Raw genomic sequence first — 19,555 nt, forward strand, 5'->3', positions numbered from 1 at the left:
CGAAGAGGTATTGGGCGCAGTCTAAGAGGGCTGGATTGTCGCGCTGAATGTACTAGGGCAATTTAGTCGAGAAAATTTTCGGCGTCCTTTTTTCACTCAAAAGTCGTGGATTTGCGGGTACTGACCGAAGATTTCGCGCATGCCCATCAGCGCATCGCGCATTTCGTCGTCGCTGCATTCGGCGCCTACGCACACCCGCACCGCCCGTGGCCGGGGCGTGCCGCGCACGGTGAACGGGTCCGGTGATGTGACGGCAATATGCTTGTGGCGCAGCGCCCGTACCAGGCTGTCGAGTTCCCAGTGCGGCGGAATTCCGATCCAGGCATTCAAGGCATGCGGGTGCTGGCCGAGCAGGTATTCGCCGAGGTATTCACTGACCATCGCCTGACGCCCGCCCAATAATTTGCGCTGCAAACCCACTAACGTGTCGGCGCGCCCGTCGCGAATCCAGCGCGCGGCGATTTCCGAAACCATCGGCGTGGCCATCCAGCTGTTGACCCGCAAAATGCTTTCGGTGCGCAACGCCAGTCGCTTGGGCACTACCAGATAACCGATGCGCAAACCGGTGAGCACCGACTTGGTCATGCTGGTGCAATAGAACGACAGTTCCGGCAAGTAATGGCTGATCGGCGGCGCGCGACGCTCATCGAGCAGCGGTCCGTAGACGTCGTCCTCGATAATGTGCACGCCGAAGCGCCGGGCAATTTCGGCTATTTCACGCCGGCGGTTGTCCGGCATCAGGCTGGTGGTCGGGTTGTTCAGGTTCGGTGTGCAGACCAGCGCAGTGATGCGTTCATTGCTGCACATGTCCTCGAAATGCTCCGGATCAATACCGTAGCGATCCATTTCCAGGCCTTTGAGGGTAAAGCCCAATACTTGGGAATTGCCGATCACGCCATGGTCGGTGATGCCTTCGCAGAGCACCACATCATCAGGCCCGGCCAGCGACGCCAGGGCCAGGAAAATCCCGTGGGCCGCGCCGTTGGTGATCAGGATGTCGTCGCGTTCGACCCGCAAGCCCTGACGCCCGATCCAGTGCATCGCTGCTTCACGGTGCGATTCGAAACCGGCGATGGGGCGAAACGCGTGAATCCACGGCTGATCTTCTTCGGTGCTGAGTTCGCGGCAGGTCTCGCGCCAGAACTGGTCGTGCTCGCGGGTGTGCATGATCCTCGTGATGGAGAAATCCACCAATGCGCGTTCGGGACTGTCGAGAATATAAGTGGCGACCCGATCGCTCATGCGCCGCGACACGAAACTGCCGCGCCCTACTTCGCAACGCACCAGGCCCTGACGCTCCAGTTCCTTATAGGCATTGGTGACCGTTTGCACGCTGATTCCCACCGCATCGGCAACCTGTCGTTGCGGCGGCAGGCGCTGATCGTTGACCAGCACGCCCTGCTCGATGTCGTCGGCAATCGCCTGCACCAGGATCTTGTATTTCGACTCGCCGCTGCGGGCGATTTCCAATGCTGCCTTCCACTTGTCCATCGGCGCCGAACCCACGTATTAGCCAGTGCCGACAGCATCCCGCGAGAAACCATGCAAAGCAATTGTCCTAGTGCAATGCAATGTGGCGCAGGGCTTTTGTATGCTCGGTCCAAGGTCGATGCACAGGCTGCTGAACCTGCCGCCAATAACAACCAATCGATCTGTACCGGAACTGTGCCCCAAAGCTTCGGCTCAACAGGACAACGGCTCTCGTACGCTTTGCTCTTGTCACACTGCCTCCTACCACAGAGCCGTCAACGACGGGTCCACAAGAAACAGGAGATTTTATCGATGAGCAATTCCCTTCCCCGCAGTTCCCATGTGTTGCGTCACCTGTTCGTGGCTTGTGCGATGTTCGGACTGGCCGCCAGCGCCCACGCCGCCACGACGCTGGAAAACATTACGAAAAACAGCAGCATCCGCATCGGCTACGCCAACGAAACCCCGTTCGCCTTTACCGAGACCGATGGCCGGGTCACCGGTGAGTCGCCAGAGATTGCCAAAGTCATCTTCGCGAAAATGGGCATCAAGCAAGTCGATGGCGTGTTGACCGAGTGGGGCTCGCTGATTCCGGGCCTGCGCGCGGGGCGCTTCGACGTGATTGCCGCCGGCATGTACATCACGCCGGAACGCTGCAAACAGGTCATCTTCACCGATCCGCAATACCAGTTGCCCGACGCTCTCCTGACCGCCAAAGGCAACCCGAAAAATTTGCACAGCTATGAAGACATCGCCAAAAACCCGGATGTGAAACTGGCGATCATGGCCGGCACGGTCAACCTGAAATACGCACGGGATTCCGGCGTGAAGGATGCGCAAATCCTCCAGGTGCCGGACACCACCGCCCAGTTGCAAGCCGTGCGCGCCGGTCGCGCCGATGCCGCCGTGGGCACCCAACTGACCATGAAAGGCTTGGCCGCCAAGGGCGGTGAAAAGGTCGAAGCGGTCACCGAATTCAAGGATGACCCGTCGCATACCGGTTACGGCGCCCTCGCCTTCCGCCCGGAAGACAAGGACCTGCGTGACGCGGTCAACGCCGAACTGAAAAAGTGGTTGGGCTCTGAAGACCACCTCAAGACGGTCGCACCGTTCGGCTTCGATAAATCCAACGTGACCAGCAAAACGGCTGCCGAGCTCTGCGCTCAATAGTCGAGACAGGCATGGCGCATTGGCGCGATGCCTATCCCTGCTGACTCCGGATGTTGAACCACGCAGGTGTGAACAATGGGTGAATTACTTCCGCTATTGATACAAGGCGCCTGGGTCACGCTCCAGGTGACCTTCTTCGGCTCGATCCTGGCAATTGTCGCGGCCATTCTGGCGGCGCTGGGGCGCATGTCGCCGTGGCGTCCGCTGAGCTGGTTCTCGGTCGCCTACATTGAAGTGTTTCGCGGCACGTCGTTGCTGGTGCAGTTGTTCTGGCTGTTTTTCGTGTTGCCGCTGCCACCGTTCAATCTGGAACTGAGCCCCTACAGCGTGGCCATCGTCGGCCTCGGCTTGCACATCGGTGCTTACGGCGCCGAGGTGATGCGCGGTGCGATCAGCTCCGTGGCCAAGGGTCAGTACGAAGCAGCGACCGCGCTGAACTTCAGCAACTACAAACGTTTTCGCCGAATCATTCTGCCTCAGGCCTTGCTCGCGGCAATCCCGCCGGGCACCAACCTTCTGATCGAATTGCTGAAAAACACTTCGCTGGTGTCGCTGATCACCTTGTCCGACCTGAGCTTCCGCGCTCGGCAACTGGATCAGGCCACGTTCCAGACGTTGGAAATCTTCAGCCTGGCGCTGGTGATGTATTTCATCCTGGCGCAAGCGATCAACCTCGGCATGCGCAGCATTGAGCGTCGGCTGGCGCGCGGCCGGATGCGTGGAGGTCTGTCATGACCCTGTTCGACTGGACGTATGCCTGGCAGATCCTCCCCGATTTGCTGCGCGCTTCGCTCAACACCGTGGGCATTACCCTGATCGGCTTCCTGATCGCCATCGTGCTGGGGCTGTTCCTCGCCATCGGCCGACGCAGCCGCCTGTACTGGTTGTCGTGGCCGATCGCCGGGATGATCGAATTTATCCGCAGCACACCGCTGCTGATCCAGGTGTATTTCCTCTACTACGTGCTGCCCAACTACGGAGTCAGCATGACGGCCATGCAAGTGGGGATCATCGGCATCGGCGTGCACTACGCCTGCTACATCGCCGAGGTCTATCGCGGCGGGCTCGATGCCGTGCCTCGTGCGCAGTGGGAAGCGGTGACCGCGCTGAACATCGCGCCGTACAGCGCCTACCGCAACATCATTCTGCCCCAAGCTTTGCGGCCGATCCTGCCGCCGCTGGGCAACTACCTGGTGGCGATGCTCAAGGACACGCCGGTGCTGTCGGCCATTACCGTGGTTGAAATCATGCAGCAGGCCAAGAACATCGGTTCCGAAAACTTCCGTTATCTGGAGCCGATCACCATGGTCGGTCTGTTCTTCCTCGCCCTGAGCATCGCCCTGGCTTATCTGGTACGGCGCCTCGAATTGCGCCTGGAGCTACGCTAATGACTTATCCACTCTCGACTTCCAACGACCTTTCCCGGCGCGGCAACCTGACGCCGCTGCATCCGCAAGAGGCCACGGCCATGCATCAACCGAAAGCGGTCAAGCCGATTGTCAGCTTCCAGGACGTCACCAAAAGCTATGGCAATTTCACGGTGCTCGATCACTTGAACCTGGACGTTACGCCGGGCGAGAAAGTCGCGATCATCGGCCCCAGCGGCTCTGGGAAATCCACGCTGTTGCGGGTATTGATGACCCTCGAAGGCATCGATGACGGACTGATCCGCATCGAAGACGATTTGCTGACGCACATGCCCAATCGCAACGGCGTGCTGGTGCCGGCTAATGACCGGCATATCCGCCGTGTTCGCGGCAAGATCGGCATGGTGTTCCAGAGCTTCAACCTGTTCCCGCACATGACCGCGTTGCAGAACGTCATCGAGGCGCCGGTGCAGGTGTTGGGGATGAAACCCGCCGAAGCACGGGAGCGTGCGGCAGATCTGCTGGAGCTGGTAGGACTGGGCAGCAAGCTGGGGCATTACCCTTCGCAGCTGTCCGGTGGGCAGCAGCAACGGGTGGCGATTGCCCGGGCGTTGGCCATGCGGCCGAAAGTCATGCTGTTTGACGAAGTGACCTCGGCGCTGGACCCGGAACTGTGCGGCGAGGTGCTCAACGTGATCCGCAAGCTCGGCGCCGAACATAACCTGACCATGCTGATGGTCACCCACCAGATGGGTTTTGCCCGGGAGTTCGCTGATCGCGTGTGCTTCTTCTATAAGGGCCAGATCCACGAACAAGGTACGCCTGCGCAGATCTTCGAACATCCGCAGCAGGAACGGACGTGTGCGTTTCTCAGTGCGGTGAAGGAAGCCAACTAAAAAAGCAGCACATGCAAATGTGGGAGCGGGCTTGCTCGCGAAGGCGATGTATCAGGCAACTGTAATGTCGACTGATATTCCCTCTTCGCGAGCAAGCCCGCTCCCACAGTTTGTTTAGCGGTGTTATGGATATTGCTGAACGTTACCTTGCTGCTGGCCACCGTACTGCTGGCCAGGAATCGCCTTGAGGTTAACTTCTACACGGCGGTTCTGCGCACGGCCATTGACGTCGCCGTTGCTGGCAACCGGATTATCCGGGCCGGCGCCACGGGCGCTGAGGTTGGTGCCGCTGACGCCTTGCGAGGTCAGGTAAGTCGCCACGCTCTGCGCACGACGCTGGGACAGGTCCATGTTGTGCTGACGGCTGCCGGTGCTGTCGGTGTAGCCGACGATCTCGATCTGGTTCTGGTTGAACTCTTTCAGCGAACCGGCTAGGTTGCTCAGCGGCTGGTAGAAGCTCGAAGCGATGTTCGCCGAATCGGTGGCGAACGTGATGTTGCCCGGCATGATCAGCTTGATCTGATCGCCCTGACGCTGCACTTCGACACCGGTGTTAGCCATGCTGGCCCGCAGTTTTTTCTCTTGCTGGTCGGCGTAGTAGCCGTAACCGGCAGCGGAAGCGCCTACTACGGCGGCACCGATCAGTGCGCCCTTGCCACGGTTGTTGTGGTCGATGGCGGCGCCGGCCAACGCACCGGCCAGTGCCCCGAGGCCACCGTACTTCGCAGTCTTGCTCATGCCTTGGGAACCGCTGTCAGCCTGACCCTGATTGTCATAAGGGTTTGGCGAGGCACAGCCGGACAATACGGCCACTGCGGTAGCGACAATCATCAAACGACGCGTGGTGAACATGAAGAGCTCCTACTTTTTTGCATTCTGTGGTGCAACGGACGTAAGCATCGAACCTTTGCGGGCGTTGGATTGCTTCCCGGGACAAAAATTCCGCCCGTTACAATTCAGGCCCGAACAAACGGGTTTTCGCGCATTTCATCGCCCAAACGGGTATCGGGACCATGCCCGGCCACGACGATCGCCTCTTCATCGAGGGTATACAGGCGTTGCTTGATCGAACGCACGATCGTCGCCTGATCACCACCCCACAAATCCGTGCGCCCTACGCCGCGCTTGAACAGCGTATCTCCGGCGATCAGCAGCTTGGCGTCGGCAAACCAGAAGCTCATCGACCCCGGCGTATGACCCGGCGTGTGCAGCGCCACACCGCAGCCGCAAGCCAGTTCTTCATCATCGGCCAACCACCGATCCGGCGATGGCACCGGCGTGTAGGGAACCCCGAACATCTGGCACTGCATCTCCAGATTGTCCCAGAGGAATTGATCCTCCTTGTGCAAGTGGAGCGTGGCACCGGTTTTCTCCTTCAACTGACCGGAGGCCAGGAAGTGATCGAGGTGCGCGTGGGTGTGGATGATGCTAACCACTTTCAAACCGAGGGCATCGAGGCGAGCGAGGATCAGTTCATGATTGCCACCCGGATCGACGACGATGGCCTTTTTCGTGACCGGATCGCCAATGATCGTGCAGTTGCACTGCAACGGGCCGACGGGGAAGGTTTCGCGGATGAGGGTGGGTTGCTGGGACATCACTTGCCTGCTCGATAAACGGGGATGGGCGATTTTCGCACAATTGAGTATTCAGTCATCTGGCGCGGCGTGTAACGTGAAAATTCCTTAACCCAACACTCCCAACGCCTTCGCCCGCGCCACCGCCTGCGTACGCCGTTCAACCCCAAGTTTGCTGTTGATGTGGCTGGCGTGGGTCTTGACCGTGTGCAGGGAAATGAACAGCTGATCGCTGATTTCCTGATTCGAGCAACCCTGGGCGATCAGTCGCAGAACCGCCAGTTCCCGGGTGCTGAGCTGCTCCGCAGGAGCGCAATCCAGTGCCGCACGAGCAGGCACTGTCGGCAGTCTTGCTGCAAGGTCCTGGGAAACAGGTGTCGGCGCGTTAAGTTGCAGTTGTCCGCGCAACCAGTCCGGATGCTCTGTCAGCAAGCTATCAAACGGCTGCAGCACACCGCCGCCAGCGGCATCCATTGCCTGACTCAGCGCCTTGCGCGCCTCAGGCTCGCGCCCTGTGCCGAGCAATAGCGAGACTTTTTGCGTCAGTGCCATTGCGCTGAGCATTTGTCGACCGCTTTGCTGACCGTGTTCGAGCAGCGCATTCAAACGTCCTTCGGCCAGCATGGGTTGCCCCTGGATGACTTCCAGCAAGGCTTGTTGCAGTTCGATGTGCAGCGGCAGTTGCGGATGGAATTCCGGCGGTGCTGCCGGGTGTTCGCCGTTATAGGTCTGCCCGAGTCGCGCGAGCCAGGCTTCGGCCAGATCGATGCGTCCCTGGGCCAGCCAGAGTTCACATTTGACCAGGGTGATCATCGCCAGGTAGTAGATCGGCGGTACGTCCCAGATATGCATCAGCCGCTCGGCTTCGGCAAGTTCGGCGAAAGCCTTGGCGAACTCACCGCTGCTGCCTTCAAGCCGGGCAATCACGCAGTGCCCGATCAACACGCTGATGTCACGACAGGCGCGCGCTTCACTCAAGCCGGCCTGCAATCGCAGCCGAGCCGCTTGCGGCTGCAAACGCAGCGCCAGCAAGAAACCTTCGTACAACGTCAGCCGCGCGCGTACGGCATAGAGTCGCTGCGGTGACAGACCTTGCAGGCGTTGCAGGCCCTGGCGGACCTCATCCAGCGAACGCAGGATTTCGCCCCGGGCTTGCAACACTCGGGCACGGTCGTAATGCGCCAGTGCTTCGAACAGCGGATTGCCGACCCGTTGCGCCAGCTCCAGGGAGTCACGATTCAACCCGCGCGCACGCCATAAATCGCCATCGGCAATGGCCAGGTTGGAAAGGGTCGAGAGGCACATCAATCGCTGGCCGTAACGTTTGCCTGGAAGGCTCTCCAGCGCTTCGGTGCAATAGCGCAGTGTGAGTTCACGATTGCCGCGACCGCGAGCGATGATCCCGCTCAAGGCCAGCCATTGCGCCAGCATCGATTTTTGCGCAGTGGCTGAAGGGGCCGGCAGGAAGCGGCTCAAATGACTGGCCAGTTCCTCAGCGGCGTCCAGTTGACTGGCCAGCCCCAGCGCCCAGCTGTAGAGCACGATCAGCCGTGGCGTACTGATCAGCAGGCTGTCGGGCAAGTCCATTTTCCAGCGCAGCAACATGCCGACATTCTGTTCGGCCAGCAGTTGTTCTTCGGAAAGGTTCTGCACCAGGTTCGCCGCGACGTCCAGATGCCCGGCACGCAACGCCTGCTCCACTGCTTCGTCGAGCAGCCCCTGAGCATTGAACCAACGGCAGGCACGCAGGTGCAGACTGGCGGCCGGGACCATCGACTGCGCGCCAGGTCGCGTGCGCAGCAAATCGGAAAAAAGATGATGGTAGCGATACCAGTGGCCATGTTCGTCCAACGGCACCAGGAACACCTGGTGGGAAGCCAGAAAGCGCAGGATCTCGGCACTGTCATGGGCATCACGAACAGCGTCGCACAACTCGCTGCAAAAACGTTCCTGCGGCGCGGTGTCGTAGAGGAAGGCCTGCACTTCGGCGGGCAGGCAATCGATCACCTCTTCCAGCAAATAATCGCGGATCAGCCCTTCCCCGCCGTGAAGCGCCTGGGGCAATGCACCTTGCGCTCCGGCTTCGGACGCCGCCAGCAACCAGAAACGCAAACCGGCTACCCAGCCTTCACTGCGCTGGATCAGGTTCTCCAGCGCTTCACCGCGCAAGGAACTGCTGTGCCGATCGAGCAGGCTCAAGGCTTCATCGTGGGTCAGGCGCAAATCCTGTTCATGCAACTCAAGCAGTTGCCGTGACAGGCGCAGCCGCGCCAGATGCCAGTCAGGACGCTGGCGACTGGTGACCATCACCAGCAAACCATCGGGAAGGTGGTTGAGGAAAAATTGCAGACAGCGATCGAGAACCGGTCCCTGGGCCAGATGATAGTCATCGAGCACGAGCAACAGCGGCGTCGCTGTCGAGAGGTGTACGGCCAGTTCGTCGAGCAAGCCATCCAGCCACTCTTCGAAGGCGAACGGCTGATGCCGCTGACGCATTTTCAGCAAGCCGAGGGACTGCCTCCCCAGTTGCGGATAAAAATCTTGAAGGCCTTCGAGCAACCGCTCGAGGAATCGACCCGGGTCGCTGTCCCGTGGACTCAACCCCAGCCAGAGACTTTGCCAATGCGCCGGTAGCGCCTGACAGAACTCCACCGCCAATGAGCTTTTGCCAAACCCCGCCGGTGCGCTGACCAACAGCAACCGACCACCGAGCCCCGCACTTAGACGCTCGCAGAGACGCGGCCGCAGCACATGGCCGTCGGGCAATGGCGGTCGAAAAAAACGCCCGTCCAGCGCGGCGACAGCGACGCTTGCAGGACCTGGGGGTGGGGACAGATCAGTCATGGCCGGCTCTTGTTTGAATTGCGGGTGGCGGCGTTGCAGATGTCCGCAGACTAGCTGTAAACGAAGAGGGAATGAAGGTTATTGCTACAAATGGCTACAAAAAGTCTACGAACAAAAAAACGCCCCGAACCGGTCGGGGCGTTTTCAGAGGATGCAGCTCTGTTCAGTTGCCGTTAGCGAACACCATCCTGACGCAACGCCGCCGGGGTGAAGTCGCTGGTGGTTGCCTGGAAGCCGAAGTCATACGCCGACTTCTCTTCGTTCTTCATGCCCAGCGCCAGGTAACGACCCGATTGCAGGTCATACAGGGCTTCGAGGGCGTACCACGGCACTTGCTTGTCGTAGTAGTTCTCGGCATGCGCCTCGGCAACGCGCCACAGTTGACCGCGACCGTCGTAGTGGTCGATGACCGCTGCTTGCCAGGTGTCTTCGTCAATGTAGAAGTCACGCTTGGCGTAGATGTGACGCTGACCTTCCTTCAGGGTTGCAACCACATGCCACACACGACGCAGCTCGTAGCGAGCCAGGTCCTGGTTGATGTGACCGGCCTTGATGATGTCGGCGTACTTGAGCTTCGGATCGTCGAGCTTGTAGGCGTCGGAGCCGATGTACATCTCTTTCTTGCCTTCGAGCTTCCAGTCGTAACGATCCGGTGCACCGTTGAACATGTCCAGGTTGTCGGAAGTACGCAGGCCGTCGGCTGCAGTACCCGGGCCGTCATAGGACACTTGAGGTGCACGACGCACACGACGCTGACCGGCGTTGTAGACCCACGCCGAACGCGGTTCCTTCACCTGGTCGAGGGTTTCGTGCACCAGCAGCACACCACCGGCCAGACGCGCCGGGGCAGTCACTTTCTGCTTGAAGTAGAACAGGATGTTGCCCGGGTTCGCCGGATCGTAGTCCTTCATCTTGTCGCGGAACACGAACTGGTCCTGGAAGTACACCAGGCTGAACGAGCCGTTCGGTTGCGGCGTGGCCTGGGTTACCAGACGGGTCACGCTGCCACCGCGATAACGGGTGATGTGGTTCCAGATGACTTCAACGCCGCTTTTCGGAATCGGGAACGGAATGGCGGTTTCGAAGTTTTCCAGGCCGTTGCCGCCGGACACCAGTTTGGTGTTGGTGGCGTTCTTCTTGATGGCGGCGAACACGTCATCCGGCACGGTGGCACCGCGATGGGACGGATAGACCGGCATCTTGAAGGTTTCCGGGTAGCGCTTGAACATCGCGTACTGACCCGGCGCGAGTTTTTCCTTGTACTGGTCGACGTTCTGCGCGGTGATGGTGAACAGTGGTTTTTCACCCGGGTACGGATCCGACAGGAAACCTCTGCTGTCGACACTGCCGGCGTTCTTCGGCAGTGGTTTCCAAGCCGGGATCGAACCATCGGCGTTACCCGCCATTTCAGCGCCCATCGGGGTCAGGCTCTTGCCCAGCTTATCCGCTTCGGCTGCCGGGACCGCCGCCATGACACTGGTCGCCAGCAGCGAAAACCCCAGAACACCGGCGTGGAACAGACTCTTTGTTATTTTCATAATTACGTTCGTCCTGAAAATACAGTGCTTAGAAGTTCACGCCGAAGCTGAGCGCAACGAAGTCGCGATCATCCACGGTGGTGTACTTGCCGTCGAAGAAGTTGGTGTACGCCAGGCTCGCGGTGTAGGTGTTCTGGTACTCGGCATCGACGCCCAGGCTGACCGCTTTGCGACCTTCCTCGAAGTTGCCGCCAGGGCCAGGCGAGTAGCCTTCAACGTCGTGGGACCAGGCCACGTTCGGCTTGAGGTTCACGCCGGCGAACACGTCGTTGTATTCCCAGATGGCACGACCGCGGTAGCCCCAGGAGGTGGCGGTGGTGAAGCCTTCGTCGTTGCAATTGCGGTTGAGGTTGTTGGTCGGCGTACCAGGACCGGCACCGGCGATGGTGCTGGCGTTAAGTGCCTGGCAAGTATTCTGTCCGCCGGTAGCTGGCAGCTCACCAGGACCGTAGACCGGGTCACGGCCATAACGAACGTCAGAGGTGCTTTCCAGGCCTCCGACGTGGGTTACGCCCACTTCGCCCACCAGGGTCAGACGGCTGGCGCCCATGACTTGGTCGAAGAAGTGCGTCAGGGTGGTCTGGAACTGGGTCACTTCCTTGCGGCGATAACCATGCAGATCCGAACCCGGTGGGGCGGAGAGCAGCGAAGCATTGGTCAACGCGCCGCCCAACGGACGTACGCCGGCGAACAGAATGTCGGTGGAGTTGAGCTGCACCGGTGCGTTCGGACGGTAGCTGACTTCACCACTCCACGCCGTACCCGTAGGCAGGGTGGTGGAGAAGCTCAAGCCGTAGAGGCGGATGTCTTCCGGATACTCGACGAAGTAGCTCGAGTTACCCGCGACGATCAGTGGCGCCAGAGCACGCAACTGCGCCGGCAAGGCTGCAACGCCGGCAAAGGTCGACGCTGGTGCACCGGTGGCGCTGAAGATCGGCGCGCGGCTGTGGTAGTTCATGAAGTAGGCACCGAATTCGGTGTCCAGCGGGTCGAACATGTACTTGAGGGACGCGCCCCACTGGCCGCTGTCGCGCGCATCGCGATCCGGACCACGGCGTACCAGCACGCCTTCGTTGTCGACGTCGACACCCAGTCGGGTCAGCGTAGGCAGTGCCGCGGCCGGAATGGTCGAACGCTTGTTCAGCACGCGCAGGTTGTTGTCGCAACCGTCGGCAATGATGTCGGGCTGAGAGAAGAAGGTGCCGCAGTTGTCGACGACGGTCTGGTCCCATTCCAGTTGATAGAAGGCTTCAGCCGACAGGTTCTCGGTGAGGCTTTGGGACACGTAGAACATGTTGACCGGAATCAGGCCTTCCTTGATCTCGGCACCTGGACGGCGGAACGCGGACACGTCGATCGGGTTGATCGAGTTGATGCCGCTGCCGATGAAGGTACTTTCACCCCAGCTCACTACCTGTTTGCCAAGGCGAACCGAACCCGGCTGATCGGCAATGGAGTAGTTGTGGTAGACGAAGGCGTCGAGGATCTGGCCGCCGGAGGACTTGGCGCCTTCCTTGCGGTTGCTGTCGCTGATGTCCTTGAACGGACGGCTTTCGTCCTTGAGTTCAAAGTCGTACCAGTATTTGCCACGGACAAAAACACCGGTGTCGCCGTACTTCAATTCAAGGTCATGGATGCCCTTGAAGATTTTCGAGAAGGTGTCGCCGCTCTTGAAGTTCAGGTGACCGTCATCGGAAGTCTGGGACAGGCCTTTGCCACCGTTGTTGACGCCGATGAGGTTCTTGTTGGCGCTTTCAGTTGACCAACTGGCACCGATCGAAAGGGAAGAGTCGAACTGACCTTCGATTTCACCAACGTTGAAACTGACGCCGAATGCAGGCCCGGCGAGCGTAGAGGCAAGGCTGACGGCCAGAGGCAGTTTTGCCCGGCGCCAGAACTGGTTTACTGATGTCATCGACGCTACTCCATGTGCATTTTATTGTTATGGCAGTGAGCACTTTTAAAAACGCTTGGATGACAGGGAGCCATGGCGTCCCAAAGTCATTCCAAAGTTGCATCGCCCCGGTTTGTGCGTTTGCTCCGTTCTTAAAAATCCTTGAGCGGACTATAGCCAGCAGGTAGTAGTGCTTGATCCCTCTAAAGTGTGATTTGCGCCTGCCAGCCACTCTGGAACAGTCCTTTGCCGTGCCGACACCCGTCGGCACGGCAAGAATGGCTGAAAATTCGGATTTGACAAGCCAAGCGCTTGCTTGGTGGGGCTGGCGTGCCATTTCTGGCACGCAAAAGGAGGCTTAAAGCGTCGAAAGGAAGGTGCTGTTGGTAGCCTGCCATTCGATGATGTCGACGCGAATTTTCTTCTTGTCGAGCTTGCCGACACTGGTCTTGGGAATTTCAGTAACAAGGGCGATCTGGCTCGGGATGGCCCACTTGCTAAGGTGCCCCAGCTCCACGAATGGCTTGAGGTGTTCCTTGAGTTCCCGGGCCCCGATCTCATGGCCTTCACGGAGCACCAGCAAGGCAAACGGCCGCTCGCCCCACTGTGGATCGGCAATGCCCACCACTGCTACTTCGCGTACCGCAACGTGACGACTGATCAGGTCTTCGAGGTCGAGGGAGGAGATCCATTCGCCGCCAGTCTTGATCACGTCCTTGATCCGGTCGCGGATATCGATCACACCCATGCTGTCGAGGGTCGCCACGTCACCGGTGTGCAACCAGCCCCCGGCCCAGAGCTCGGCACCCTTCTGCGGTTCGTTGAAATAACCCTCGGTGAGCCACGGCGCACGCAACACCAATTCGCCCTGGGTCTCGCCATCGGCGGGCAGGAAGTTGCCCTCGGTGTCGACGATTGCCGCTTCCACCAAAGGCCCGGGCACGCCAGCCTTGATCCGGTAAGTGGTGCGTTCGTCTTCGCTGCCGGCCATAAGCTCATCGTTGAGGTGTGCGCACGATACCAGCGGCCCGGTTTCCGACATGCCGTATGCGGCAGTCAACTGAATGCCCTTGGCCTTGGCCGCTTCGTACAACGCACGATTGAGCGCACTGCCGCCGATGACGATTTTCCAGCCGCCGAAATCGGTATTTTGCGCACCCTTGGCGTTGAGGACCATTTGCAGGATGGTCGGCACGCAGTGAGAAAAGGTGACCTTTTCCTTGCGCCACAGCTCCACCAGGAATTCCGGGTCGTAGCGACCGGGATACACCTGCTTGAGCCCGAGCATGGTCGCTACATACGGCAGGCCCCAGGCGTGGACGTGGAACATCGGGGTGATCGGCATGTACACGTCGTTGGTGCCCAGCAGGCGCACGCTGTCGATCGCACCCATGATGGTCGACACGCCCATGGTGTGCAGCACCAGTTGCCGATGGGTGAAGTAAACGCCCTTGGGATTGCCGGTGGTGCCGGTGGTGTAGAACGTGGTCGCGACCGAGTTTTCGTCGAAGTCCTGGAAGTCGTATTGCGTACTTGCGGCCGCCAGCAACTGCTCGTACTCGCCGATCAGGTTCGGCAGGTCAGCGGTCTTCTCCGGCAGGTCGGTCAGCAGCAGGGTTTTCTCGACCGTGGTCAGGTGCCCGGCGATCGCGTTGTACAGGCCCACGAACTCGCTGTTGACCAGCACGTAGCGGTCCTCGGCGTGATTCATGGTGTAGAGGATCTGCTCCGGCGACAGACGCACGTTGATGGTGTGAATCACCGCACCGATCATCGGAATGGCGAACATGCATTCCAGATAACGATGACTGTCCCAATCCATCACCGCCACGGTGTCTCCAGGCTTGACTCCAGCCGCCGTCAACACGTTGGCCAGCCGGGCGACCCGTTCGATCAGGGTCGGGTAGCTGTAGCGCAACTGGTCGCGGTACACGATTTCGCGGGTTTTCTCATAACGCGCGCCGGACATGAGCAGCCGTTTGATCAGCAGCGGATACTGGTAAGCGCCTTCGGCTGGGGGAATAACGCGTGTCTGCAACATAAGAATCCCTTTTCTGACTGCACGGTCGTGGCTGTTAAGTACGCACTGTAGTGCCCTTGTTCGCCAGCCAAATCAGCCAAAGGAATGATTTGCAGAGCCGCACAAATGCTAGCGTTGCGCCAGCATTTGCGGGTAATCGAGGACGGTATCGGTCAGTGCATCTCGGTAAACGCGAGCTTCACGCCGATTGCGATCAACACCGCGCCCATGGTCCGGTCGAACCAGTGACCCATACGGGCAAACCCGGCACGCACGCGCTGCTGGCTGAACAGCATGGCCACCAGGCAGAACCAGATCGCCGTAGCCACCGCCAGGTAAACCCCGTAACCGGCCTGCACAGCGAGCGGCGTGTGCGGATTGATCACCACGGTGAACAGCGACAGGAAGAACAGCGTGGCTTTCGGGTTAAGACCGTTGGTCACAAAACCGGAAGTGAAGGCGCCACGTGCGGTGCGCTCGCCGGCTTCCTTGTGCAGATCGTCAGTCACCGCTTTGGCCGGTTGCGCCCGCAGTGCCTTGAAGCCGATGTACAGCAAATAAGCAGCGGCAGCCCACTTCAAGGCGTTGAACAGTACGATTGACTGCGACACGATCAGGCCGATCCCCAGCAGCGAATACCCCACGTGCAGGAAAATCGCCGTACCGACGCCCAGCGCCGTCCAGGTGCCGGCGCGACGACCGTGGGTTACGCTTTCACGCACCACTACGGCGAAGTCCGGGCCGGGGCTGGCGACGGCCAGCAGGTGGATCAGGGCAACGGTCAAGAACTCGGTCCAGTACATGGGGGCTCCTTTAGGCCAAGCGTAACTATTTATTTCATCTGGTAGGCTCGGCAGATTACGCCTTCAGTTCATTGCACAAAAGGTACAGTTGATGACGAACATTCGCCGCGCCGTTTTCCTCGACCACCCGTCCCTGGATCTGGGCGATCTCGACCTCAGCCCGCTACGCGATTGCTTCAGCGATTTACAGCTGTTCGCCCAGACCTTGCCGGATCAGGTCATTGATCACCTCAAGGGCGCCACCGTCGCCATCAGCAACAAAATCCTGATCGATGCCGCCGCGATGGCTGCCAGCCCCGACCTCAAGCTGATCCTGATCACCGCCACCGGCACCAACAACGTCGACCTCGCAGCCGCCCGCGCCCATGGAATCACCGTGTGCAACTGTCAGGGTTACGGCACGCCGTCCGTGGCGCAACACACGATCATGCTGCTGCTCAACCTGGCGACGCGCCTCGCCGACTATCAGAAAGCCGTCGGTGAAGGTCGCTGGCAGCAGGCCAAGCAGTTCTGCCTGCTGGATTACCCGATTGTCGAACTTGAAGGCAAAACCCTCGGCCTGCTCGGTCATGGCGAACTGGGCGGCGCGGTCGCGCGACTCGCCGAAGCTTTTGGCATGCGCGTATTGCTGGGCCAGATTCCGGGGCGCCCTGCCCGGCCCGACCGTTTGCCGCTGGATGAACTGCTGCCGCAAATCGATGCGCTGACCCTGCACTGCCCGCTCAACGAACACACCCGTCACTTCATCGGCGCTCGCGAACTGGCCTCGATGAAACCCGGCGCGTTCGTGGTCAACACGGCCCGTGGTGGCTTGATCGATGAGCAAGCGCTGGCCGATGCCTTGCGCAATGGCCACCTCGGGGGCGCTGCCACCGATGTGCTGAGCGTCGAACCGCCCATCAACGGCAACCCATTGCTGGCCAATGACATCCCGCGCCTGATCGTCACCCCGCACAATGCCTGGGGCAGTCGCGAAGCGCGCCAGCGCATCGTGGGGCAAGTGACCGAAAATGCCCTCGGATACTTCAGAGGTAAGGCACTGCGGGTCGTCAGTTGATAAACTGCGGCACTTTTTTCCACAGGAGCAGTTATGGATCCGCGCAGTGAAGTACTGCTTCGTCAGGCTGAATTATTCCAGGGTTCGGTATTGCTGGCCGGTTTGCCCGCCGACGATTTGCTCGGTCGCCTGCCCGCCGCTCACGGCTGGTGCTGGCATGCCGGTGACCAGGCCGCGCTGGACGCCCGTTTCGCCGAGCGCAGCCATTTTGGCGTGAATGTGCCCGAACAGGCTTTCGAGGCGGCCGTGGTGTTTTTGCCCAAGTCCAAGGACCTGACCGATTACATCCTCAACGCCGTGGCCTCGCGTCTGGAAGGTCGCGAGGTGTTTCTGGTCGGCGAGAAAAAGAGCGGCATCGAAGGCGCGGCCAAGCAACTGATGCCTTTCGGCAAGCCGCGCAAGCTCGACAGCGCGCGGCATTGCCAGCTCTGGCAAGTTACGGTGGCCAACGCCCCCGCTGCCAAATCGCTGGAAAGCCTGGCCCAGGAATACGAACTGCCGCTGGCTGAAGGCCCGCTCAAAGTCATCAGCCTGCCGGGCGTGTTCAGTCATGGCCGACTGGATCGCGGCAGCGCGCTGTTGCTGGAACATCTGGACAAATTGCCAAGCGGCCATTTGCTGGACTTCGGTTGCGGCGCGGGTGTGTTGGGCGCGGCGGTCAAGCGTCGCTATCCGCACAACCAGGTGACTTTGCTCGACGTCGATGCGTTTGCCGCCGCCAGCAGTCGCCTGACCCTGGCTGCCAACGGTCTGGAAGCTGACGTGATTACCGGTGACGGCATCGACGCCGCCCCGATGGGTTTAAGTGCGATTCTGAGCAACCCACCGTTCCATGTCGGCGTGCATACCGACTATTACGCCACAGAGAACTTGCTGCGAAAAGCAGCCAAACATCTGAAAAACGGCGGCGAACTGCGCTTGGTAGCGAACAGCTTCCTGAAGTATCAACCACTGATCGAAGAGCATTTGGGCGTCTGCGCGATCAAGGCCGAAGGACAGGGTTTCAGAATCTACCGGGCCAAACGCGGCTGAAAATTTGTTCTTGCCGAATGGAATTTGCCTAGGCAGAATCCGCTCCGTCCTAGGGGAGTAGTCTCCCACGAGCGCCATGCTCGTCCGGCATACGTCAACATACTTGGTCCTCAGACCATGGCGTATGCGACCCAAGCGTCCGCATCAGACGGATCGCCAGGGTTTGACAAGACCTATGACACGAACACCTTACCCGGGGCGGGAAGGCTGTACGTGTCATAGCCGTGTCGACCCGCCCCTTAGGAAAACCCCTGATGCTGGATTCATTACTCGTACCCACCGCAATCGTTGCCTTGGCCGAAATCGGCGACAAGACGCAACTGCTCGCGCTCATTCTCGCTGCCCGCTTCCGCAAACCCTGGCCGATCATCGCCGGCATCGTTGCCGCGACCCTGGCCAACCACGCGGCGGCCGGTGCGGTGGGCGCCTGGGTCGGAGGTTTCTTCTCGGATACGTTGCTGCACTGGATCCTCGCGGCGAGCTTCGCAGCGACCGCGTTATGGACCCTGGTGCCGGACAAGATGGATGACGACGAAGCCAGCACCGCCCGCAAGTTCGGGCCGTTCCTGACCACGCTGATCGCATTCTTCCTCGCGGAAATCGGCGACAAGACGCAGATCGCCACCGTGATGCTGGCCGCGCAATATCCGGAATTGTGGCTGGTGATCATCGGCACCACCGTCGGGATGTTGATCGCCAACGTGCCGGTGGTTCTGGCGGGTAACTTTGCGGCGGACAAATTGCCGTTGACGCTGATTCGTCGCCTGGCGGCGTCGGCGTTCTTCATTCTGGCGATTGTTGCGGTGTACAAGGCGATGCAGGCTAGCGGCTGGGTTTGACGCGGTAAGGTAGTCATTGTGGCGAGGGAGCTTGCTCCCGCTGGGCTGCATGGCAGCCCCAAACCAGATGATCGCGTTTTGTCAGATTCGACGCGTTATCCGGATTTACGGCTGCTGCGCAGCCGAGCGGGAGCAAGCTCCCTCGCCACAAGTGCCATCGCGTGCAGATCAGGACTTCCTGGCCTGCTCATACAACGGCATCACCTTCGGAATCGCTGCCTGCAACGCCGCGATCCGGCTGGTCGAAGCCGGGTGAGTGCTCATGAACTCCGGTGGCGAACCTTCCGAGGCCTTGGTCATCTTGTTCCACAGGGTGATCGCGGCATTCGGGTTGTAACCGGCGCGAGCGGCCAACTCCAGGCCAATCAGGTCCGCTTCGTTTTCATTGGCGCGGCTATTTGGCAAGGTCATGCCGTAGTTGGCCACGGTATCGGCCAGCGCCAGGGTGTCTTGCCCCAACCCGAACAACGCACCAGCGCCCTGCTTCGCCATTTCCATGCCGTATGCCTTGGACATCGCTTCACGACCGTGCTCACGCAAGGCATGGGCGATTTCATGGCCCATGACCGCGGCAATTTCATCGTCGGTCAGTTGCAGGCTGTCGATCAGCCCGGTGTAGAAAATGATCTTGCCGCCAGGGCCGCAGTTGGCGTTGAGCTCGTCGCTCTTGATCAGGTTGACCTCCCACTTCCACTGGGCCGCATCCGGACGGAAATTCGGCGCCTGGGCAATCAGCCGGTCGGCAATCGCCTGCACGCGCTTGGCATCGCTACTGGTCTTGTCCAGCACACCTTTGCTGGACGCTTCGCCGACGGTCTTCTGATAGGACTGGGCGTACATCTGGTCGACCTCTTGCGAGGACAACATGCTGAACATGTATTGCTTGCGTTCAACACCCACAGCACCGCCGCTGGTGGTGTTGACAGACTGGCAACCGGCGAGCAGCAGAGCTGTGCCCAGCGCACACGAAACCAATGTCTTGTTCATCAAAAAACTCCCTGAAAACTTGACCGTATCCTAGGCGCGGAAAGGTATCGGCGCCAGATAC

The 19,555-nt window shown here is 60.0% G+C and carries 16 protein-coding genes and 1 riboswitch; of the genes, 7 read left to right on the forward strand and 9 right to left on the reverse strand.

The window, feature by feature from the left end; all coding sequences use genetic code 11:
• Positions 1 to 96 precede the first annotated feature (96 nt).
• Positions 97 to 1,491 carry a PLP-dependent aminotransferase family protein gene (locus V6Z53_RS28130; RefSeq protein ID WP_338582954.1) on the reverse strand — a complete coding sequence of 465 codons (1,395 nt, stop codon included), beginning with the start codon at positions 1,489 to 1,491 and terminating at the stop codon, positions 97 to 99.
• Between the two features lie 291 nt (positions 1,492 to 1,782).
• On the opposite strand from V6Z53_RS28130, the gene ehuB reads away from it, so the two are divergent.
• The 4 genes from ehuB to ehuA all read left to right on the forward strand — a co-directional run bounded on the left by ehuB (position 1,783) and on the right by ehuA (position 4,903).
• The gene (gene ehuB / locus V6Z53_RS28135) at positions 1,783 to 2,640 is read left to right on the forward strand and encodes an ectoine/hydroxyectoine ABC transporter substrate-binding protein EhuB (protein WP_338582956.1); all 858 of its coding nucleotides are present in this window, start codon (positions 1,783 to 1,785) and stop codon (positions 2,638 to 2,640) included.
• 75 nt (positions 2,641 to 2,715) lie between these two features.
• Positions 2,716 to 3,375: an ectoine/hydroxyectoine ABC transporter permease subunit EhuC gene (ehuC, locus tag V6Z53_RS28140; RefSeq protein ID WP_338582957.1), complete on the forward strand. Its 660-nt coding sequence runs from the start codon at positions 2,716 to 2,718 to the stop codon at positions 3,373 to 3,375.
• Positions 3,372 to 4,028, forward strand: a complete 657-nt coding sequence (gene ehuD / locus V6Z53_RS28145) for an ectoine/hydroxyectoine ABC transporter permease subunit EhuD (protein ID WP_110658947.1) — start codon at positions 3,372 to 3,374, stop codon at positions 4,026 to 4,028. Before ehuC ends, ehuD begins: the two co-directional genes overlap by 4 nt.
• Before the next feature lie 80 nt (positions 4,029 to 4,108).
• Positions 4,109 to 4,903: an ectoine/hydroxyectoine ABC transporter ATP-binding protein EhuA gene (gene ehuA, locus V6Z53_RS28150; RefSeq protein ID WP_150702995.1), complete on the forward strand. Its 795-nt coding sequence runs from the start codon at positions 4,109 to 4,111 to the stop codon at positions 4,901 to 4,903.
• Positions 4,904 to 5,026: 123 nt separating this feature from the next.
• Here ehuA and V6Z53_RS28155 read toward each other — a convergent pair whose 3' ends face one another.
• From V6Z53_RS28155 to V6Z53_RS28185, 7 genes are all read right to left on the reverse strand, one after another.
• Complete coding sequence (locus V6Z53_RS28155; RefSeq protein ID WP_338582959.1) at positions 5,027 to 5,755, reverse strand: OmpA family protein; 729 nt, start codon at positions 5,753 to 5,755, stop codon at positions 5,027 to 5,029.
• Between the two features lie 104 nt (positions 5,756 to 5,859).
• Positions 5,860 to 6,501, reverse strand: coding sequence for an MBL fold metallo-hydrolase (locus tag V6Z53_RS28160; protein ID WP_223588427.1), 642 nt, complete (start codon positions 6,499 to 6,501; stop codon positions 5,860 to 5,862).
• An 87-nt stretch (positions 6,502 to 6,588) separates the two neighbouring features.
• Positions 6,589 to 9,324 carry a LuxR C-terminal-related transcriptional regulator gene (locus V6Z53_RS28165; protein WP_338582961.1) on the reverse strand — a complete coding sequence of 912 codons (2,736 nt, stop codon included), beginning with the start codon at positions 9,322 to 9,324 and terminating at the stop codon, positions 6,589 to 6,591.
• Between the two features lie 173 nt (positions 9,325 to 9,497).
• Positions 9,498 to 10,862, reverse strand: coding sequence for a DUF1329 domain-containing protein (locus V6Z53_RS28170; RefSeq protein WP_338582962.1), 1,365 nt, complete (start codon positions 10,860 to 10,862; stop codon positions 9,498 to 9,500).
• Between the two features lie 28 nt (positions 10,863 to 10,890).
• Positions 10,891 to 12,777, reverse strand: coding sequence for a DUF1302 domain-containing protein (locus V6Z53_RS28175; RefSeq protein WP_338582964.1), 1,887 nt, complete (start codon positions 12,775 to 12,777; stop codon positions 10,891 to 10,893).
• A 337-nt stretch (positions 12,778 to 13,114) separates the two neighbouring features.
• Positions 13,115 to 14,797, reverse strand: a complete 1,683-nt coding sequence (locus V6Z53_RS28180; protein WP_338582966.1) for a fatty acid--CoA ligase — start codon at positions 14,795 to 14,797, stop codon at positions 13,115 to 13,117.
• 152 nt (positions 14,798 to 14,949) lie between these two features.
• On the reverse strand, positions 14,950 to 15,579 hold the full coding sequence (locus V6Z53_RS28185; protein WP_008060238.1) for a LysE family transporter: 630 nt from the start codon (positions 15,577 to 15,579) through the stop codon (positions 14,950 to 14,952).
• A 91-nt stretch (positions 15,580 to 15,670) separates the two neighbouring features.
• On the opposite strand from V6Z53_RS28185, the gene V6Z53_RS28190 reads away from it, so the two are divergent.
• The 3 genes from V6Z53_RS28190 (at position 15,671) to V6Z53_RS28200 (ending at position 18,507) form a co-directional block, all read left to right on the forward strand.
• Positions 15,671 to 16,636, forward strand: coding sequence for a 2-hydroxyacid dehydrogenase (locus V6Z53_RS28190; protein WP_338582969.1), 966 nt, complete (start codon positions 15,671 to 15,673; stop codon positions 16,634 to 16,636).
• A 33-nt stretch (positions 16,637 to 16,669) separates the two neighbouring features.
• Complete coding sequence (locus tag V6Z53_RS28195; RefSeq protein ID WP_338582971.1) at positions 16,670 to 17,668, forward strand: class I SAM-dependent methyltransferase; 999 nt, start codon at positions 16,670 to 16,672, stop codon at positions 17,666 to 17,668.
• A gap of 40 nt (positions 17,669 to 17,708) precedes the next feature.
• A riboswitch (yybP-ykoY riboswitch) is annotated at positions 17,709 to 17,832 on the forward strand.
• Between the two features lie 90 nt (positions 17,833 to 17,922).
• Complete coding sequence (locus V6Z53_RS28200) at positions 17,923 to 18,507, forward strand: TMEM165/GDT1 family protein (protein WP_338582973.1); 585 nt, start codon at positions 17,923 to 17,925, stop codon at positions 18,505 to 18,507.
• Between the two features lie 168 nt (positions 18,508 to 18,675).
• On the opposite strand, the gene V6Z53_RS28205 is transcribed toward V6Z53_RS28200, so the two are convergent.
• On the reverse strand, positions 18,676 to 19,494 hold the full coding sequence (locus tag V6Z53_RS28205) for a M48 family metallopeptidase (RefSeq protein ID WP_338582975.1): 819 nt from the start codon (positions 19,492 to 19,494) through the stop codon (positions 18,676 to 18,678).
• Positions 19,495 to 19,555: the final 61 nt, after the last annotated feature.

The sequence above is a fragment of the Pseudomonas sp. MAG733B genome, from assembly GCF_036884845.1.
GTDB lineage: Bacteria > Pseudomonadota > Gammaproteobacteria > Pseudomonadales > Pseudomonadaceae > Aquipseudomonas.

Bases quoted from the DNA above. Each gene is read 5' to 3' on its own strand.
- V6Z53_RS28160 (WP_223588427.1), bottom strand. From the start codon at position 6,501: ATGTCCCAGCAACCCACCCTCATCCGCGAAACCTTCCCCGTCGGCCCG.
- V6Z53_RS28155 (WP_338582959.1), bottom strand. From the start codon at position 5,755: ATGTTCACCACGCGTCGTTTGATGATTGTCGCTACCGCAGTGGCCGTA.
- V6Z53_RS28170 (WP_338582962.1), bottom strand. From the start codon at position 10,862: ATGAAAATAACAAAGAGTCTGTTCCACGCCGGTGTTCTGGGGTTTTCG.
- ehuC (WP_338582957.1), top strand. From the start codon at position 2,716: ATGGGTGAATTACTTCCGCTATTGATACAAGGCGCCTGGGTCACGCTC.
- ehuA (WP_150702995.1), top strand. From the start codon at position 4,109: ATGCATCAACCGAAAGCGGTCAAGCCGATTGTCAGCTTCCAGGACGTC.
- V6Z53_RS28185 (WP_008060238.1), bottom strand. From the start codon at position 15,579: ATGTACTGGACCGAGTTCTTGACCGTTGCCCTGATCCACCTGCTGGCC.
- V6Z53_RS28195 (WP_338582971.1), top strand. From the start codon at position 16,670: ATGGATCCGCGCAGTGAAGTACTGCTTCGTCAGGCTGAATTATTCCAG.
- V6Z53_RS28175 (WP_338582964.1), bottom strand. From the start codon at position 12,777: ATGACATCAGTAAACCAGTTCTGGCGCCGGGCAAAACTGCCTCTGGCC.
- V6Z53_RS28205 (WP_338582975.1), bottom strand. From the start codon at position 19,494: ATGAACAAGACATTGGTTTCGTGTGCGCTGGGCACAGCTCTGCTGCTC.
- ehuB (WP_338582956.1), top strand. From the start codon at position 1,783: ATGAGCAATTCCCTTCCCCGCAGTTCCCATGTGTTGCGTCACCTGTTC.
- V6Z53_RS28130 (WP_338582954.1), bottom strand. From the start codon at position 1,491: ATGGACAAGTGGAAGGCAGCATTGGAAATCGCCCGCAGCGGCGAGTCG.
- ehuD (WP_110658947.1), top strand. From the start codon at position 3,372: ATGACCCTGTTCGACTGGACGTATGCCTGGCAGATCCTCCCCGATTTG.
- V6Z53_RS28165 (WP_338582961.1), bottom strand. From the start codon at position 9,324: ATGACTGATCTGTCCCCACCCCCAGGTCCTGCAAGCGTCGCTGTCGCC.
- V6Z53_RS28200 (WP_338582973.1), top strand. From the start codon at position 17,923: ATGCTGGATTCATTACTCGTACCCACCGCAATCGTTGCCTTGGCCGAA.
- V6Z53_RS28190 (WP_338582969.1), top strand. From the start codon at position 15,671: ATGACGAACATTCGCCGCGCCGTTTTCCTCGACCACCCGTCCCTGGAT.
- V6Z53_RS28180 (WP_338582966.1), bottom strand. From the start codon at position 14,797: ATGTTGCAGACACGCGTTATTCCCCCAGCCGAAGGCGCTTACCAGTAT.